This is a genomic window from Roseateles paludis (genome assembly GCF_039872745.1).
Lineage (GTDB): Bacteria > Pseudomonadota > Gammaproteobacteria > Burkholderiales > Burkholderiaceae_C > Pelomonas > Pelomonas paludis.
On sequence record NZ_JBDPZD010000001.1, the window covers coordinates 1 to 16,339 of the forward strand.

The window sequence follows — 16,339 nt, forward strand, 5'->3', positions numbered from 1 at the left end:
ACCGTTCGACTTGCATGTGTAAGGCATGCCGCCAGCGTTCAATCTGAGCCAGGATCAAACTCTACAGTTCGATCTTGATTACTCAACGGAATCGAACAAAGACTATTTACATAGCTTCATTCTTTTTCCGTGAGCGTTTAAAGTCCGAAGACTTGATACCAATCACTTGACATCAACACTTCGCCTCAAACGCCCACGCTTATCGGCTGTGAATTCTTAAAGAACATCGCAAACTAGCTTTTGCTTTGCAGCTTTTTCGCCATCGGCTTTCGCCTTGTTTGCGCGCTGATCAGTGATCAGCAAAGAAGCGAGATTCTGTCAGAACTTCTAGCTTGTCGTCAAGTGATTTTGAAAAAATCTTCAAACCACCGAACTCGCTAGACCCTACCTACTCAACCTACCCAAACCAAGCATCAGCTCGAGTTTGAGGGGCTTTCAGCAGCGCCGCCCAGCGCTCGCGCACCAGGACCAGCTCCAACGAAAGCGCACATCGTGCGCCTCTCGCTTGCCCCGCTACAAACCGGCTTGGCCGTCTGCAGCAGAGCCATAGACTGTAGCACAGGTTTACGGGCTTGGGAAGTCCTGGTTCAGATCGCAGCTCAAGGTGTGCAGGCTTGCGCAGGTGGGCGGGCCAGGTCACTCAACCCACCGAACTGATCGCGCACACGCAGGGCATCACAGCGCCCCGATCAATCAAGCATTTGAGCCCAGCCTCAATGCAACACGGCGCCCTGGGGCGCCGTGTTCGTTCAAGGGGGTCTGGCGCCCCATCAGTCCTCGTGGAAGGCTTCTTCGCGTCGGTTGCGGATGGAGGGCAGCATGACGACGAGCACCATGGCCGCGGCGGCGAAGAGCAGCCCGGCGGACAACGGACGGGTAACGAAGGTCGTCCAGTCCCCACGCGCCAGCAGCAAGGCACGGCGCAGGTTCTCTTCCATCATGGGACCGAGGATGAAGCCAAGCAGCAGTGGCGCTGCCTCGCAGCTGAGCTTGTAGAAGACGAAACCCACCACGGCAAAGGCTGCCGTCAGGTAGACATCGAAGTTGTTGTTGTTCAGCGTGTAGGTGCCGATGCAGCAGAACACCACGATGGCCGGGAAGAGGAAGCGGTAGGGCACGGTCAACAGCTTGATCCAGATGCCGATGAGCGGCAGGTTGAGCACCACCAGCATCAGGTTGCCGACCCACATGGAGGCGATCAGGCCCCAGAAGAGTTCGGGGTTGCTGGACATGACCTGCGGGCCGGGCTGGATGCCCTTGATGGTCATGGCGCCCACCATCAGGGCCATCACGGCGTTGGGCGGAATGCCCAGCGTGAGCATCGGGATGAAGCTGGTTTGCGCACCGGCGTTGTTGGCGCTCTCAGGGCCGGCAACGCCTTGGATGGCGCCCTTGCCGAAGCGGGACGGATCCTTGGCCACTTTCTTCTCGACCGTGTAGGCCGCGAAGGACGCCAGCAGCGCGCCGCCACCCGGCAGCACGCCCAGCACCGAGCCCAGGGCCGTGCCGCGCAGTACCGCCGGCCAGGCTTCGTGGAAGTCCTGTTTGGTGGGCCAGAGGCCCTTGACGTCCTTGGTGAAGACTTCGCGGTGCTCGGCCGGTTGGCCCAGGTTGGCAATGATCTCGCCGAAGCCAAAAACGCCCATGGCGATGACGACGAAGCCGATGCCGTCGGTCAGCTCGGGGATGTCGAAGGAGAAGCGCGGGGTGCCGGAAATGACGTCGGTGTTGATCTGCCCCAGCAGCAGGCCCAGCACGATCATGGCAATCGCTTTGACCAGGGAGCCTGAGGCCAGCACCACCGCGCCGACCAAGCCCAGCACCATGAGCGAGAAGTACTCAGCCGAGCCGAACTTGAAGGCCAGCTCGGTCAGCGGCGGCGCGAAGGCGGCAATGATGACGGTGCCAACACAGCCAGCGAAGAAGGAGCCCAGCCCGGCGGCGGCCAGCGCTGCGCCCGCGCGCCCCTGGCGGGCCATCTGATACCCGTCGATGGCGGTGACGACCGAGCTCGACTCGCCCGGCACATTGATCAGGATGGCGGTGGTGGAGCCCCCGTACTGGGCGCCGTAGTAGATGCCGGCGAGCATGATCAGCGCGGGCGTCGCGTCGAGCGTGTAGATCGACGGCAGCAGCATCGCAATGGTGGCGACGGGACCGAGGCCTGGCAGCACACCGATCAGCGTGCCCAGTACGCAACCGAAGAAGGCGTACAGCAGGTTCTGGAACGTGAGCGCTGCGCCGAAGCCGAGCGCGAGGTTGTTTAGCAAGTCCATGCGCGCGCCCTCAAGGCTGGAGGAAAGGAGGCCAGGTGGGGATGGTCAAGCGCAGGCCCCAGATGAAGATGATCCAGCTGCCGACAGTGAGCACCACCGAGCTGATCAGCGCGTCCTTCCAATGGAATTCATCGCCCGCGAGTGAGGCCATGCAGACGAGCACGGGCAGGGTCAGCACCATGCCAAGGCGCGGCAGCAGGAAGCCAAACACCGCGATGGCCGCCACGATGACGAGCAGCGGCTTCCAGGCCACGGCACCGATGGGGTCGCCGCCCTCGGTCTCGATGGTGAGCGACTTGAACAGCACGACACCGCCCAGCAGCGCCTGCAGCACGCCCAGGCCGAACGGGAAGTAGCCAGGCCCCGGCCGCGCCGAGGTCCCGAACGAGTAGTCGAGCGAGCCGACGGCGAAGGCGACTCCGACGATCAGGAACATCAGCCCTGACCAGAAATCGCGTTGACTCTTGATGCGCATGCAGCCTCCAGGCGCCGCAGCGGCGCTTGAATCCATTGATGCGGCGGATTCTGGAGGCAGGGCTGGAATGCAGCCCTGTGGATTTCACGTAAGCCGGCGGGGTCCACGCTGGAAACCCCCTAAGGACTCAGTCGCCCCAGGTTGGGGTGCTGCGCAGCACCTCTTCCAGCGTGGTCAGGCCTTCGGCGATCTTCATCGCCCCGCCCAGGCGCAGCGGGCGCATGCCCTCCTGCACGGCATGGCGGCGCAGCGTCGGCATGTCGGGCGACGGGTGCATAGCCGCCTTGATGGACTCGCTGACCGTCAGCAACTCGTACAGGCCCGCGCGCCCACGGAAGCCGGTGTTGCGGCATTCCAGGCAGCCCACGGGCTTGTAGGGCCGCACGCCGCCGCCGAGGCGCCAGTGCTTGAGCATGTCGTTCAGGCCGTCGCGCGTCACGTTGGGGTCGGGCACCTTGCAATGTGCACACAGGGTGCGCACCAGGCGCTGAGCCAGGATGCCGATCACGGTTGCGCTGATCAGATAGCTCGGCACGCCCAGGTCGGTCAGCCGGGTGATGGCCGAGGCCGAATCATTGGTGTGCAGGGTCGAGAAGACGAGGTGACCGGTGAGCGAGGCCTGGATGGCCATCTCGGCGGTTTCCAGATCGCGGATTTCGCCGACCATGATGATGTCCGGGTCCTGCCGCATCAGCGCGCGCAGGCCCTCGGCAAAGCTGAAGTCGAGCTGGGGCTGGACCTGGGTCTGGTTGAACGAGGGCTCGATCATTTCGATCGGGTCCTCGATGGTGCAGACATTGACCTCATCGGTCGCCAGGCGCTTGAGCGTCGAGTAGAGCGTGGTGGTCTTGCCGCTGCCGGTGGGGCCGGTCACCAAGATGATGCCGTGCGGCTGCTTGACGAGGTTCTCCCAGCGTTCGGCGTCGTGCGGGGTGAAGCCCAGCATCGACAGATCCTTGACCGCCGTGTCGGGGTCGAAGATCCGCATCACCATCTTTTCGCCAAAGGCGGTTGGCAGGGTCGAGAGGCGCATTTCCACCTCTTCGCCGGCCGGGTTGCGCGTCTTGATGCGGCCGTCCAGCGGACGGCGCTTCTCGACCACGTCCATGCGCCCCAGCAGCTTGATGCGCGAGGTCATGGCCGCCAGCACCGTGGGCGGCAGCTGGTAGACCGTGTGCAGCACGCCGTCGATGCGGAAGCGGATCAGGCCCATCTCGCGGCGCGGCTCCAGGTGGATGTCGCTGGCGCGCTGGTCAAAGGCGTATTGCCACAGCCAGTCCACCACCTGCACCACACCCTGGTCGTTCGCATCCAGGGCCTTGTTGCTCTTGCCCAGTTCCACCAGCTGTTCAAAGCTGGCAATCTGGCTTTGCTCGCCCGCCTTGACCGCCGCGCGCACCGAGCGCGCCAGCGTGAAGAACTCGGTGGTGAAGCGCGCCACGTCCAGCGGGTTGGCCACCACCAGCTTCACCGGCTTGCGCACGTGCGACTCGATCTGCGCCACCCAGGCCGTGTCGAAGGGCTCGCTGGTGGCGATCGTCACCTCGGTGATGCCGAACTGCACCGGCAGGCAGCGCTTGGCCTCGGCGTAGCCGATGGACATCACGTCACCCACGCGGCCCACGTCCACCTTCAGCGGGTCGATGCGCAGATAGGGCATCCGGGCACGGCTGGCCAGCCATTCGGTCAGCGCATCCACATCCAGCGGCTTGCCATTGGCCAGGCGCACGAGATTGGCGTGACCCAGGCGCACCAGCGGGTGCAGGGCGCTGTCGCCGGCCGCAAAGCGGGCCTCGGTGCGCAGCACCTGCTCCTGGTCGATCAGGCCATCCTCCAGCAGCCAGTGCAGGCAGCTGCGCCAGTCGAGCCGGCCTTCGGGCTTGCCGGCCAAAGCAGGGGCTTTGGCGCCAGGCAGGGGCTTGGGGCTAGCGGCGGTCTTGGCGTTCATGTCTGAAGCCCTTGCAGGATGCTCATCGGGAGCGGACGCACCAGGCGCAGCCACTTGCGGGCCGGCAGCCGGTAGCGGGATTCGATCGTAGCGGCGCGGGCCAACAGCGTCTCGCGGTCAGGCACGCGCACACCGCGGCCGGCCACCAGCACCGTGTTGCCTTCCTTGGTCGGCGTCAGCTGCCAGACCTGGTCCGAGCCAAACACCTTGGCGATGCGCAGGCTGCTACGCGCAAAACTGGCGCGGCGGCCAAACAGGTTGACCGTCATCAGCCCTCCGTCCTGCAGCACGCTGCGGCAGGCGGCATAGAAGTCCTCGTCGTCCAGCACCGGGGACGCGGCCTCGTGGTCATAGAGGTCCACGTTCAAAGCGTCCACGGTCTGCAGGTGGGCAGGGTCGTCCACCCACTGGCGGGCGTCCTGGTTCAGCACCGTCAGGCGCGGGCCATCCGGCGGCAGGCGGAACCACTGCCGGCAAGCCGCGATGACGCTCGGGTTGATCTCCACCGCCGTCGTGCGCAGGCGCAGCTCGTGCAGGCAGAAGCGCGTCAGCGCGGCGGCGCCGAGGCCCAGTTGCACGGCGTGCAGCTCGCCCGCTTCCCGCTCCAGCGCGTCAATGTCGCGCCACAGCAGCCAGGCCATCATGCGCTGCACATACTCCAGCTCCAGCTGGTTGGGCTTGCGGATGCGCATCGCCCCCTGCACCCAGATCGAATCCAGGTGGAGGAAGCGCACCCCATCAAATTCACTGAGCGTCGCTTCCGCCCACGAGGTCGTTGCTTTCATTGCCGGGCAGCATAGGGCCGCCACTGTGCCGATGCGTCCCCGGCATGCGACGATCCGCGCGCACTGATTCACGAACTGCATGGCATGAGCGGCATCAACACGGACTCCCTCTGGCACCTCCTCAGCACCCAGGGCGCCGACTTCGGGCTCAAAGTGCTGGCCGCGCTGGCCGCCTGGATCGTCGGGCGCTGGCTGATCGCCCTGGGCCTGAAGCTCTTCAGCAGCGCTCTCAAGCGCGGCGCCAAGGTGGACGCCACCCTGGCCCACTACCTGCGCGCCATCCTGCGGGTGGCGCTCAATATCGGCCTGGTCCTGGCCATCCTCGACATCTTTGGCGTCAAGACCACCAGCTTTGCCGCGCTGCTGGCCGGCGCCGGCTTGGCGGTTGGCACGGCCTGGGGCGGCATGCTCACGCACTTTGCGGCGGGCGTCTTCATGCAGTTGCAGCGGCCCTTCAAGGTGGGCGACTACGTCACCGCCGGCTCCGTCACCGGCTGGGTGCGGGAGATCGGGCTCTTCAACACCACCCTCGTGACGCTGGAGAACGTGCGCACCATCGTGGGCAACAACGCCATCGTCAATGGCGTGATCCAGAACTACTCGGCCCTGCCCTACCGGCGCGTGGACACCGCCGTGCGCCTGGCCAACGGCGTGGACCCGCTGGAGGCCATCGCCCGGCTGCGCGGCCCCATCGCCGCGATCGCCAATGTGGTGGCCGAGCCGGTGCCCGAGATCGAGATCCTGGCCATCACCCTTGAAGGCCCGCAGCTCACCGTGCGCCCCTACTGCCACAACGACCACTACTGGCAGGTCTACTTCGACACCTACAAGACCATCGTTGCCACCTTCGCCGCCGCTGGCTACCCGCTGCCCGAGACGCCCATCGCGCCGCGCGAGCGCTTCGCGCCCTATGGCCTCGGCCTGCGCAGCTGAGCCCTGCACAACACCGCCATGCAAGCCCGCATCCAGTCACTCTGGCGCTACCCGGTCAAGTCCTGCTCGGGCGAATCGCTCAAGACCCTGGTGCTCGACAGTGAAGGCCGCCCCGTGGGCGACCGGCGCTGGGCTGTCGTCAACTCCGCCGCCGAGCTGCAATGGATGGGCGGCCTGCCGCGCCTGACCTGGGTGCAAGCCCGCCAAGTGGGTGAGGCCGGCCTGCACCTGATGGGGCGTGACGGCAGCGAACTCACACTCGCCCCGCACGCCGGCCGCGCGGTCACCATCCGCGCCTGGGACGACACGGCCAAGCAATGGAACAGCTTCGAAGCCCTCGACGCCGGCCCCGAGGCCGCCGCCCTGCTGATGCGTGCCACCGGCGAGCCGCTCAGCCTCGTGCGCCTCAGCGAAGACTGCGCCCGCCACCTGGCCCCCAACCCGATGCACCTGATCAGCCAGCCGTCGCTCGACGCCTGGCAGCAAGCCACGCCCGAGGTGCACATGCGCGCCCGCCGTGCCCGCGTCAACCTCGTGCTGGAACCTCTAGATGGCGAGGACTTCCCGCCCTTCATCGAAGAGCAGGCCCTGCGGCTGAGCACGCCCGAGGCCCAGCTCAGCATCACCACGCCCTGCGTGCGCTGCGTGATGCCCTCCATCGACCCCGCCACTGCCGTGCTGGACGAGCGCTTTGGGCAGTCGCTGAGTGAACTCAGCCAATCGCGCCAGCCGGCCGGGCCAACGATCTTTGGCGTCTATGCCCGCAGCGAGGGCGCCGGCCGCCTGAACGTGGGCGACGTGGTCACGCTCGAACTCAATTTCTGAGCGGAGACAGTAGCGCCAGCCACCGCTCGCGCTTGGCCTCGAAGCTCAAGCTCGCCAACGCCGGGCTGCTGCTAGGCAAGGCCAGCACCGGCGGCAAGCCCTCCAGCCCTTGCAGTGCCCGCAGCGCCTGCCGGTGCGCCGTCCCGCCATTGCAGCCGATGGCGCGCAAGCGCGGCAGCTGCTGCACCAGGGTGGCCAGGTCCGTCGGCTCGGCGGCGCGGATGTCGCTGTCCAGGCTGCCCGGGCGCACGCAGCGGTCCACAACATCCCACAGCGCCACGCGGTGCTGCTTGAGCGTCTCCAGCCGCTGGGCATAGGGCTGCGCAGGCAGGTCGGGCACCTGAATCAACGCCGCCACCAGCGGCCAGAAGGCGTTGCGCGGATGCGCGTAGTACTGCGCCGCCGCCAGGCTGGCCTGGCCGGGAAAGCTGCCCAGCAGCAGCAGCTCGGCATCGGCCCGCCACACGGGGGCCAGGCCCTGGCTCAGCATGGCGGCGCCAGCTTGGGCAGCACGCGGCGCGCGTTGGCGCTGGTCGTTGCCGCCGTCTCGGCCAAGCTCCAGCCGCGCAGCGCGGCCAGGGTCTCGGCAATGCGCGGCAGCTCCGCTGGCTCGTTGCGGCTGCGCGCGCCGGCGGCCCTTTGCTCAGCCGTCAAGTAGAGCCACTGCGGCGGGATGTCGGGCGCATCGGTCTCCAGCACCAGCGCCTCGGCCGGCAGTTCGGCCGCCAGGCGGCGGATCTGCAGCGCGCGCCCAAAGGTCAGCGCCCCGCCAAAGCCCAGCGCAAAGCCCAGGTCCACAAAGGCGTCCGCCTGCTGCCGGCTGCCATTGAAGGCATGCGCAATGCCGCCCCGCACTGGCTGGCGCCGCAGGCCCGCGAGCAACTGGTCGCTGCTGCGCCGCACATGCAGGATCACCGGCAGGCCATGCCGCGCCGCCAGCTTGAGCTGAGCCGTGTAGAAGAACTGCTGCCGCTCGGCGTCCAGGCCCGGCACGAAGAAGTCCAGCCCGATTTCGCCCACAGCCACCAGCAGCGGGTCGCTGGCCGCTGCGGCGAGCATCTCGTCCAGCGTCGCCAGATCTTCCTCCCGCGCCTGCGGCGTATAGAGCGGGTGGATGCCCAGCGCATAGGGCTGGCCGGCCGCGCGGCACAGCTGCTGGGTGGACGCAAAGTCAGCCGCCTGCACGGCCGGCACCACGAACTGCGCCACCCCAGCGGCCAGCGCTCGCTCCCGCACCGCGTCGCGGTCAGGTGCGAACTCGGGGGCGTCCCAGTGGCAGTGGGTGTCGATCCATACCGTGGCCATTGCTCACAAGCTCACGCAAAGATGCACATACGAAGGCCATGCGCATCTCGTTCCCGAGCGGACCCTATCGCGACTGCACGCCCCTCTTGGATACGCAAGGCTGTCCAGAAAGCCACGACAGCATCCAGAACATCGTCATCCGACGCCGACTTCTCGGCAACTTGCTCACGCACCGATTCCGCCGCGCCTGGCAACACTGCTTCGAGCCACCGCAAACGCTCGACAAATCCGAAACCTGAATGCTTGGAGCGGCGCATGGCTGAACCACCAGCCAGCATGGCAAAGCTCACCTCGGGGTGGACTTCCCATACCCGCGCCGCGAGCCCAGGTGCTGCGCGAAGACACGCATCAACTTCTGAGATCTTGGGCAGGATGGCAAAACTCTGCTTGCTGATCTTGCGCTCCGTCAGCAGCAACGCTTGCTGGCACACGGCCTCATAGGACAAGCCTGGCTCAAAACATGCCCGAGGCGGAGTGTTGAACACGCTGCTTGCTCGCCCGAACAGATGCTTGCGGGCCACCGATTCCGTAGCCCTCAGTCCCTTGGACGGCAGACCAATTGGAATGTCGATCGCAAAAGTTCGCGCCGCCGGAAAGGCGTCAAACAGTTCGGCAGCACTGCCAAAACAGGCCCCCGAGAAACTTCCAGCAGCGTCGCGACTAACGGCGAGCCACCCAGCCGGGCAACCGTCGATGCCAACGCATGGGCTGCCTTGAAGGTCCATGACCTATCTAAAGACCACCGTCCGCTTCCCGTTCAACAACACCCGATGCTCGGCGTGCCACTGAATGGCACGGGCCAGGGCCAGGCATTCGGTGTCGCGGCCGACGGCGGCGAGTTGGTCGGGGGTGTAGCTGTGGTCGATGCGGCTGACCTCTTGCTCAATGATCGGGCCCTCGTCGAGGTCGCTGGTCACGTAGTGGGCGGTGGCGCCGATGAGCTTGACGCCGCGCTCATGCGCCTGGTGGTAGGGCCGGGCGCCCTTGAAGCTGGGCAGGAAGCTGTGGTGGATGTTGATGGCGCGGCCGGACAGGTGCTCGCAGAGTTGGGGCGAGAGGATCTGCATGTAGCGCGCGAGCACGACCAGGTCCACCTGCTGCTCGTCGATCAGCTCGATGAGCTTGCGCTCCTGCGCGGCCTTTTGCTCGGGCGTGGCGCCGAGCAGCGGGTAGTGGTGGAAGGGAATGTTGTGGCTGGCCGCGAGTTGGTAGAAGTCGCGGTGGTTGCTGGCGATGGCCACCACCTCGATCGGCAGGTGCTGGGTGGCCACGCGGAAGAGGATGTCGTTCAGGCAGTGCCCGAACTTGCTGACCAACAGCAGCACGCGCGCCTTGCGCGAGCGGTCCACCAGGGTCCAGTCCATGCCGAACTCGGCGGCGAGCGGGGCAAAGGCGGCGCGCAAGCTGGCCTCGTCCGACGGTGCCTCGAACTCGATGCGCATGAAGAAGCGCTGGTGATCCGCATCGCCATGCTGGGCCGAGGTCAGGATATTGCCGCCCTGCTGGAGCAGCACCCCGGTGACGGCGTGGACGATGCCCGCACGGTCAGGGCAGGAGAGCTTGAGGATGAAGCGACTGGTCATGATTCAAAGCGCCCGGCGACGAGCTGGCGGACAGACTGGCAGCGCGAGGCCAGCTCGCGGTCGTGGGTGACGAGGATAAAGGCGGTTCCGATGCCCTGGGCTTGCTGCAGCATCAGGTCAAAGACGGTGGCGGCGGTGTCGCGGTCGAGGTTGCCGGTGGGCTCGTCGGCCAGCACACAGGCCGGGCGGGTGACGAGTGCGCGGGCGATGGCCACGCGCTGGCGCTCGCCGCCCGAGAGCTCAGCGGGTCGGTGCTGCACGCGCTGGGCCAGGCCCACGCGGCCGAGCATCTCGGCCGCTTCGGCGCGGGCCTCGGCCACGCTCTGGCGGCGGATGCGCAGCGGCATGGCGACGTTGTCGAGCGCCGAGAACTCGGGCAGCAGGTGATGGAACTGGTAGACGAAGCCCAGCTGCTGGTTGCGCCAGTCGCCACGCTCGCGCTCGCCCATGGCGGACAAGTCGCGGCCCATCAGCTCGACACGGCCGCTGGTGGGTGCATCCAGGCCCCCGAGCAAATGCAAGAGCGTGGACTTGCCCGAGCCCGAGGCGCCGACGATGGCCAGGGTCTCACCGCGCGCCACCGTCAGGTCCACGCCCTTGAGCACCGTCACATCCAGGCCGCCCTCGGTGAAGCGGCGCGTCAGGCCAGTGGCCACCAACACCTGATCACTCATAGCGCAGCGCCTCCGCCGGTTGCACGCGGCTGGCGCGCCAGCTGGGGTAGAGCGTGGCCACAAAGGCCAGCACCAGGGAGGTAACGGTGATGGGCACGATGTCGGCCGCCTGGGGGTCGCTGGGCATGTGGCTGATGAGATAGATGCTGCCAGGCAGGAAGCTCACATTCAGTGCCCGCTCAATGGCCGGCACGATCACGTCCACATTGCAGGCCACCAACAGGCCAAGCAGGACGCCGGCTGCCGTGCCGATGACGCCCGAGAACGCGCCCTGCACGATGAAGATGCGCATCACCGCGCCGGGCGAGGCGCCCAGGGTGCGCAGGATGGCGATGTCACTCTGCTTGTCGGTCACCGTCATCACCAAAGTCGAGACCAGGTTGAAGGCAGCCACCGCGACGATGAGGGTAAGGATCAGGCCCATCATGCGTTTCTCGATCTGCACGGCGTCGAACCAGGTGGCGTTCTGGCGCGTCCAGTCGCGCACCTGCACCTCGGGCCCCAGGCTCATGCTCAGCGCGCGGGCCACGTCGCGGGCCTGGTGCACGTCGGCCAGCTTGAGCTGCACGCCCGTGGGCCCGCCGGTGCGGAAGAGCTTGGCCGCGTCGTCCATGTGGATCAGCGCCAGGCCGCTGTCGTACTCGTAGTGCCCGGCGCGGAAGATGCCCACCACCGTGAAGGCACGCAGGCGCGGCGACACGCCGGCTGGCGTGACCTGCCCGCCGGGCGCCACCAGAGTCACCTTGTCGCCCTCGCCTACGCCGAGCTGGCGCGCCAGCTCCTGGCCGAGCACGATGTTCCAGCTGCCAGCCGTCAAGGGCATCTTGGCCAGGTCTTGGCCCAGCGGCGTGACGGTGGCTTCGTCGGCGGGCGAGATGCCGCGCACCATGGCGCCCTTCATGTCGTCACCGCGCGCGATCAAGGCTTGGGTCGCCACAAAGGGCGCCGCGCCCACCACGGCCGGGTTCTGGCGCGCCCGGGCGGCCAGGGCCTGCCAGTCTTCCACGGCTTCGCCCCGGTAGGCCAGCAGCTCAACGTGGGCGATCACGCCGAGCATGCGGTCACGCACCTCGCGCTGGAAGCCGTTCATCACCGACAACACGATGATCAACGCCGCCACCCCGAGCGCAATGCCCAGGATGGACACGCCCGAGATGAAGCTGATGAAGGCATTGCGCCGCCCACCCCGGCCAGCCCGGGTGTAGCGCCAGCCGACCTGGAGTTCAAACGGCCAATTCATGGGGCGCGATGGTAAGGGCGGCGCGCAGGGTGCTCGTTCAGCGCCGCCTCAGCTCCCAGCGCGCGAGGCTCAACTCTCGGTAGGGCACGGCCTGGGTGGCCACGCTGCGCTCGAACCAGGGCTGGGCGTCGGCGCGCTGGCCGGCCACCAAGGCCTGCTGGCCGATGTAGAAGTAGGCCTCGGCCAGGCGCAGGCGCTCCATCTCGGGCTTGGCGCGGGCCATCTGCAGCAGGGCCTCGCGGTCGATCAGGCCGGCCAGGTGGCGCATCAGGGCGCCGCTCCATTGGCTGGCGTCGGCGCGCTCGGCCTCGTCGCGCAGGGCCTGCTTGCCACGGCCGGGCTGCTGGCGCTCGCTGGCCAGGTAGAGCCAGATGAGGGTGAAGCTGCGGTCCTCGCCGCTGGCGTTGTTGAGGGTCTCTCGCAGCGCGCTCTCCGAGGCCTGGAAGTCACCGAGCATGAAGTGCGTGACGCCGAGCCAGGAGCTGGGCGAGCCGGCGCCGCTGGCGGCCAGCTGGGCCTGGAAGGCGGCTTGCGCGTCCTGCATGCGGCCGAGCCCAGCCAGGGCCACGCCGCGCGCCTCGTGGGCGGCAGCCAGGTCTTCAGCGTTGAGCCCAGCGCCGCGCGATGGGGGCGTGGCCGGGGTTGTGGGCTCCGTACGCGGCAAGGCGGCGTCGGCATCCGCGAGGCCGGCAGCAAAGTCGCCGAGCAGGTTGCTGGCCTTGGCGCGCTCGATCAGGACGCGGGGGCGCAGCGGGCCTTGCGGGCCGATGCGTTCGAGCAGCAGGCTGTCATAGCTGCGCAGCACCTCGTTGGCCACCAGCACATCCCACAGGCCGTCGCCCTTGGGCCCACGGCGGAACTTGGCCAGGCGCTTGTCGATGGCTTCGTACTCGGGCTCGAGGCCCTTGCGGTCCACCAGCGCGAGGCGCACGTTCTGGCCGGAGACGGTGCGTGCACGGCTGATGCGCTCGCGGTAGCCGTCGATGTCGGCGGGCAGCACTTCGTCGCTGCGGCGCTCGAAGCGGCTGGTGAAGACGGCATCGCCCTTCACCACCTCGGCACGGTGCAGGAAGCTGAAGTGCTTGTCGCCCACCTGCTGGGGGGCCGGGGTCTGGCTGGTGAGCGGGCGCGGCCCATGGATGGTGGTGCGCAGCTCGAACTGGCGCGGCGCATCCAGCATGTAGGGCATGCGGCGCCGGCCTTCAGAGGGCAGCATCAGCACGTCGGCAAGCTCGGGCGTGGGCAGGTCCAGCTCCAGCGCAGCGCGGCCGTAGCGGCCCAGCTGCGGGTGCTCGAAGCGCAGCACCAGCTCGATGCGGTTGGCCTCACGGTCATCCCGCCACTCGGGCGCCGCCGTGCCGACGAGGCCGGGCAGGGCCTTCACGTACAGGCCGCTGAAGTACTCGCTCACGCGCTCGACCCCAGCCTGGGCGGCATGGCCGCGCCAGCGCTCGGCGGCCAGGCCCTCGGCCTGAAAGCTGACGCGCAGTTGGGGCAGGCGCGTCAGGTCACCCAGGTCCCAGTCCTGCTGGTAGCGGATGCCGTCAAGCGCGCTGGCCGGCGGCATCGCGCTTTGCAGGCCAGCGGCCCCTTCACCCACCACCAGGGCCAGGCCATAGGGGTAGTAGCCGCGCGTGGCGAGCGAGTAGCCCTGGCCGTTCATCGTCGAGTCGAGGAAGTAGACCGCGTCACCGACGCGCACGCGGCTGATCACGTGGTCAAACTCGGCGTGCGAGGGCGGGTAGTTGGCCACGCCCCGGTTGCGCCGGAAGGACACCAGCGCCGGCTTGGCCTCCACGCCCAGCGCGGTGAGCAGGGCGTTGAGCAGCTGGGTCTTGTCCTTGCAGTCACCCAGGCGCTCGGCCAGGGTCTGGCTGGCGGGCTTGGGGCGGTGCGAGCTTTCACCCAGGGACACCGAGAAGTAGCGCACCTCGTCCTGCACAAAGCGCAGCGCGGCGGCCACCTGGTCCTGGAGCGAGCCCCCCTTGCGCGCCACCTCGGCCTTGATGGCCTCGGCCTGCGCCAGCACGCTGGCGTGGGGCTTCTCGGGCGCGAAGAGGCGCTGGGCCCAGGCGTCCACTTCGTCCCAGCCGGTGTAGTCGGTCACGGCCAGTGCGGGGTAGACCTTGAACCAGGGCGGCGTGTTCGATTCGCCCTGCACCGGGGCCACGCGCTCGCGCAGCACGCGCAGCACCTGGCGGCCGCCTTCCTCGAAGCGCTCGGGCACCAGGTCGCTGGCCAGGGCCTTGACGGCGATCTTGCGCTCCAGCGGCGCCTCCAGGCGCCAGTGCAGGCGGTCAATCGGCACGTCGTCGGCCAGTTGGGCACCGGCGGCCAGGCGGTTCTCGAAGATGGGGTTGTCGCCCTCGACGGTGTAGGACGCCTCGACCACATCGCCCACCCGCACATCGTTGATGACGACGAGCGCAGTGCGCACGCCGTCGATCATCTGGCGCTCGAGGTTGTGCTCGCGCCGCATCAGCTCCACACGGCTGCTGGCCAGGCGCTCGCTGCGCTGCCCATCACGGACCACGGCCACGCTGTGGATGATGAGCTGCTGGTAGGCGGGGTTGAAGCTGATCTGCGGCTCCGAGACCTCGCGCAGCGTGGAGGCATCGAGCGCCATGGTCTGCACGCGCACGAAGTAGGCGCTGGACTGTGGGCCAGGTTTGGCGGTTTGCAGGATCTGCACGTCCACCAGCAACTGGCGCAGCGCGCGGCTACCCGAGGCGGCGGCGCGCGCTTCTGTGAGCGCAGGCGCGGTGCTGGACGCCGGCACCGGCTTGACCCAGGCCGGCTGCGGGCCGAAGCGGTAGCCGGCGCCTGGGGGAATGGCGGGCAGGGCCGCTTTGATGGCCGGGGCGGCCGGCTTGGCCGCAGACCTGGCGCCGGTCTTGGGCGGCTGTGCGATGGCGGCGCCGCTGATCACCGGCGGGCGCTCGGGCGCCGCGCTCTGGCCCCAGGCCAGGCTGGCCGCCAGTGCCATGGCCCAGGCCAGCACAAAACTTCTCGACATCAAGGCTCCAAATCAGATCGGCTGATTGTGCCGGGCGAGCCCACCAGCAAAGCGCGGAAGTCGTTCACATTGGTGAACGTGGGCCCGGAGCTGACGATGTCGCCAATGGCATCAAAGGCCGAGGCGCTGTCATGAGCGTGCAGGCAGGCATCAGGGTCGAGCCCGGCGGCGCGCAGGCGCGCAAGGCTGTCCGGCCGCAGCAGCGCGCCCGCGTGGGGGCCCACGCCGTCGATGCCATCGGTGTCGGCCGCCAGCGCCCAGATGCGTGCGTCGCCTTGCAGCGCCAGCGCGCAGCCCAGCAGGTATTCGGTGGCGCGGCCGCCTCGGCCCGGTGGCGCGCTGCCGAGCGTCACCGTGGTCTCGCCGCCGGACACCAGCACACAGGGGCCGGGCGCGCTGCGGGCCAGGGCGGCGTGGGCGGTGCCCAGCTCGCGCGCCTCGCCCTCCAGCGCGTCGCCCAGCAGCTGCACGGGCAACCCGGCCGCGCGGGCCACGGCGGCAGCGGCGTCGAGGCTCTGGCGCGGGGTGGCGATGAGGCGGAGCCGGTGGCCGGCAAAGCGCGGGTCGCCGGGCTTGGGGGTCTCGAAGGCGCCGGAGCGCAGGCCCGCCAGCGCGGCCTCGGGCAGTTGCAGGCCATAGCGCTCGGCCACGGCCAGGGCGTCCGCGCAGGTGGAGGCATCGGGCACCGTCGGGCCGGAGGCAATGACGGCCGGATCGTCGCCCGGCACGTCGCTGATGACCAGAGTGAGCACCCGCGCCGGGTGGCAGGCCAGCGCCAGGCGCCCGCCCTTGAGGCTGGATAGGTGCTTGCGCAGTGTGTTCATCTCCTGGATGGAGGCGCCGCAGGCCAGCAGCTGGCGGTTGAGCGATTGCTTGTCGGCCAGGGTCAGGCCCGGCGCCGGCAGGCTGAGCAAGGCCGAGCCGCCACCAGAGATGAGGGCGATGACGAGGTCGTTTTCGGTCAGGCCCTGCGTGAGGCTGAGCAGACGTACGGCGGCAGCTTCGCCTGCTGCATCGGGCACCGGGTGAGCCGCTTCGATGATCTCGATGCGGCCTGGCGCAGCGCTCGGCGGCACGTGGCCGTAGCGGGTGATGACGAGGCCGCTCAGCGGCGCATCCGCCGGCCAGGCGGCCTCCAGCGCCTGAGCCATGGCGGCGCTGGCCTTGCCGGCGCCGAGCACGAGCGTGCGACCCTTAGGCGGTGGCGGCAGATGCGCCGGCAGCACGCGCGCCGGCTGCGCGGCGGCAACGGCGGCGTCGAACATCTGCCGCAGCAACG

At 68.2% G+C, this 16,339-nt stretch carries 14 protein-coding genes and 1 rRNA gene; 2 read left to right on the forward strand and 13 right to left on the reverse strand.

From position 1 onward, the window contains the following. From ABDJ85_RS00005 to ABDJ85_RS00025, 5 genes are all read right to left on the reverse strand, one after another. Window positions 1–70 (reverse strand): 16S ribosomal RNA (locus ABDJ85_RS00005); the annotation flags it as partial. A 700-nt stretch (window positions 71–770) separates the two neighbouring features. Then, window positions 771–2,276 carry a tripartite tricarboxylate transporter permease gene (locus ABDJ85_RS00010; protein ID WP_347702673.1) on the reverse strand — a complete coding sequence of 502 codons (1,506 nt, stop codon included), beginning with the start codon at window positions 2,274–2,276 and terminating at the stop codon, window positions 771–773. Between the two features lie 10 nt (window positions 2,277–2,286). Then, a complete protein-coding gene (locus ABDJ85_RS00015; protein WP_347702674.1) occupies window positions 2,287–2,751 on the reverse strand; it encodes a tripartite tricarboxylate transporter TctB family protein in 465 nt (154 codons plus the stop codon). 127 nt (window positions 2,752–2,878) lie between these two features. Beyond that, window positions 2,879–4,699, reverse strand: a complete 1,821-nt coding sequence (gene tfpB / locus ABDJ85_RS00020) for a type IV pilus assembly ATPase TfpB (protein ID WP_347702675.1) — start codon at window positions 4,697–4,699, stop codon at window positions 2,879–2,881. Next, window positions 4,696–5,484 carry a spermine/spermidine synthase domain-containing protein gene (locus tag ABDJ85_RS00025; protein WP_347702676.1) on the reverse strand — a complete coding sequence of 263 codons (789 nt, stop codon included), beginning with the start codon at window positions 5,482–5,484 and terminating at the stop codon, window positions 4,696–4,698. The genes tfpB and ABDJ85_RS00025 overlap by 4 nt, the downstream gene beginning before the upstream one ends. A gap of 93 nt (window positions 5,485–5,577) precedes the next feature. Here ABDJ85_RS00025 and ABDJ85_RS00030 point away from each other — a divergent pair, with 93 nt between their 5' ends. Together ABDJ85_RS00030 and ABDJ85_RS00035 are read left to right on the forward strand one after the other, a co-directional pair. Next, entirely contained in the window at window positions 5,578–6,417 is an 840-nt protein-coding gene (locus ABDJ85_RS00030) for a mechanosensitive ion channel family protein (protein WP_347703805.1), read from the forward strand. Window positions 6,418–6,435: 18 nt separating this feature from the next. Continuing rightward, window positions 6,436–7,242 (forward strand): MOSC domain-containing protein, encoded by an 807-nt coding sequence (locus ABDJ85_RS00035; protein WP_347702677.1) that lies wholly within the window; start codon window positions 6,436–6,438, stop codon window positions 7,240–7,242. On the opposite strand, the gene ABDJ85_RS00040 is transcribed toward ABDJ85_RS00035, so the two are convergent. Genes ABDJ85_RS00040 through ABDJ85_RS00075 form a run of 8 tightly spaced genes read right to left on the reverse strand, consistent with a single transcriptional unit; the run spans window position 7,232 to window position 16,325 of the window. Beyond that, complete coding sequence (locus ABDJ85_RS00040; RefSeq protein WP_347702678.1) at window positions 7,232–7,732, reverse strand: DNA-deoxyinosine glycosylase; 501 nt, start codon at window positions 7,730–7,732, stop codon at window positions 7,232–7,234. The genes ABDJ85_RS00035 and ABDJ85_RS00040 overlap by 11 nt on opposite strands. Further along, window positions 7,726–8,547, reverse strand: coding sequence for a TatD family hydrolase (locus ABDJ85_RS00045; RefSeq protein WP_347702679.1), 822 nt, complete (start codon window positions 8,545–8,547; stop codon window positions 7,726–7,728). The genes ABDJ85_RS00040 and ABDJ85_RS00045 overlap by 7 nt, the downstream gene beginning before the upstream one ends. Before the next feature lie 11 nt (window positions 8,548–8,558). Continuing rightward, on the reverse strand, window positions 8,559–9,272 hold the full coding sequence (locus tag ABDJ85_RS00050; RefSeq protein WP_347702680.1) for a DUF429 domain-containing protein: 714 nt from the start codon (window positions 9,270–9,272) through the stop codon (window positions 8,559–8,561). 3 nt (window positions 9,273–9,275) lie between these two features. Then, window positions 9,276–10,130 (reverse strand): formyltetrahydrofolate deformylase, encoded by an 855-nt coding sequence (gene purU / locus ABDJ85_RS00055; protein ID WP_347702681.1) that lies wholly within the window; start codon window positions 10,128–10,130, stop codon window positions 9,276–9,278. Continuing rightward, entirely contained in the window at window positions 10,127–10,804 is a 678-nt protein-coding gene (gene lolD, locus ABDJ85_RS00060; RefSeq protein ID WP_347702682.1) for a lipoprotein-releasing ABC transporter ATP-binding protein LolD, read from the reverse strand. The genes purU and lolD overlap by 4 nt, the downstream gene beginning before the upstream one ends. Then, window positions 10,797–12,044: a lipoprotein-releasing ABC transporter permease subunit gene (locus ABDJ85_RS00065; RefSeq protein WP_347702683.1), complete on the reverse strand. Its 1,248-nt coding sequence runs from the start codon at window positions 12,042–12,044 to the stop codon at window positions 10,797–10,799. Before ABDJ85_RS00065 ends, lolD begins: the two co-directional genes overlap by 8 nt. Window positions 12,045–12,081: 37 nt before the next feature. Beyond that, the gene (locus ABDJ85_RS00070; protein WP_347702684.1) at window positions 12,082–15,060 is read right to left on the reverse strand and encodes a DUF3857 domain-containing protein; all 2,979 of its coding nucleotides are present in this window, start codon (window positions 15,058–15,060) and stop codon (window positions 12,082–12,084) included. Beyond that, window positions 15,060–16,325 (reverse strand): glycerate kinase type-2 family protein, encoded by a 1,266-nt coding sequence (locus ABDJ85_RS00075; protein WP_347703806.1) that lies wholly within the window; start codon window positions 16,323–16,325, stop codon window positions 15,060–15,062. The genes ABDJ85_RS00070 and ABDJ85_RS00075 overlap by 1 nt, the downstream gene beginning before the upstream one ends. Window positions 16,326–16,339 lie beyond the last annotated feature (14 nt).

Coding starts and splice junctions, on each gene's coding strand:
- ABDJ85_RS00070 (WP_347702684.1), bottom strand. CDS start 15,060: ATGTCGAGAAGTTTTGTGCTGGCCTGGGCCATGGCACTGGCGGCCAGC.
- lolD (WP_347702682.1), bottom strand. CDS start 10,804: ATGAGTGATCAGGTGTTGGTGGCCACTGGCCTGACGCGCCGCTTCACC.
- ABDJ85_RS00040 (WP_347702678.1), bottom strand. CDS start 7,732: ATGCTGAGCCAGGGCCTGGCCCCCGTGTGGCGGGCCGATGCCGAGCTG.
- ABDJ85_RS00010 (WP_347702673.1), bottom strand. CDS start 2,276: ATGGACTTGCTAAACAACCTCGCGCTCGGCTTCGGCGCAGCGCTCACG.
- ABDJ85_RS00035 (WP_347702677.1), top strand. CDS start 6,436: ATGCAAGCCCGCATCCAGTCACTCTGGCGCTACCCGGTCAAGTCCTGC.
- tfpB (WP_347702675.1), bottom strand. CDS start 4,699: ATGAACGCCAAGACCGCCGCTAGCCCCAAGCCCCTGCCTGGCGCCAAA.
- ABDJ85_RS00065 (WP_347702683.1), bottom strand. CDS start 12,044: ATGAATTGGCCGTTTGAACTCCAGGTCGGCTGGCGCTACACCCGGGCT.
- ABDJ85_RS00025 (WP_347702676.1), bottom strand. CDS start 5,484: ATGAAAGCAACGACCTCGTGGGCGGAAGCGACGCTCAGTGAATTTGAT.
- purU (WP_347702681.1), bottom strand. CDS start 10,130: ATGACCAGTCGCTTCATCCTCAAGCTCTCCTGCCCTGACCGTGCGGGC.
- ABDJ85_RS00045 (WP_347702679.1), bottom strand. CDS start 8,547: ATGGCCACGGTATGGATCGACACCCACTGCCACTGGGACGCCCCCGAG.
- ABDJ85_RS00015 (WP_347702674.1), bottom strand. CDS start 2,751: ATGCGCATCAAGAGTCAACGCGATTTCTGGTCAGGGCTGATGTTCCTG.
- ABDJ85_RS00075 (WP_347703806.1), bottom strand. CDS start 16,325: ATGTTCGACGCCGCCGTTGCCGCCGCGCAGCCGGCGCGCGTGCTGCCG.
- ABDJ85_RS00050 (WP_347702680.1), bottom strand. CDS start 9,272: ATGGACCTTCAAGGCAGCCCATGCGTTGGCATCGACGGTTGCCCGGCT.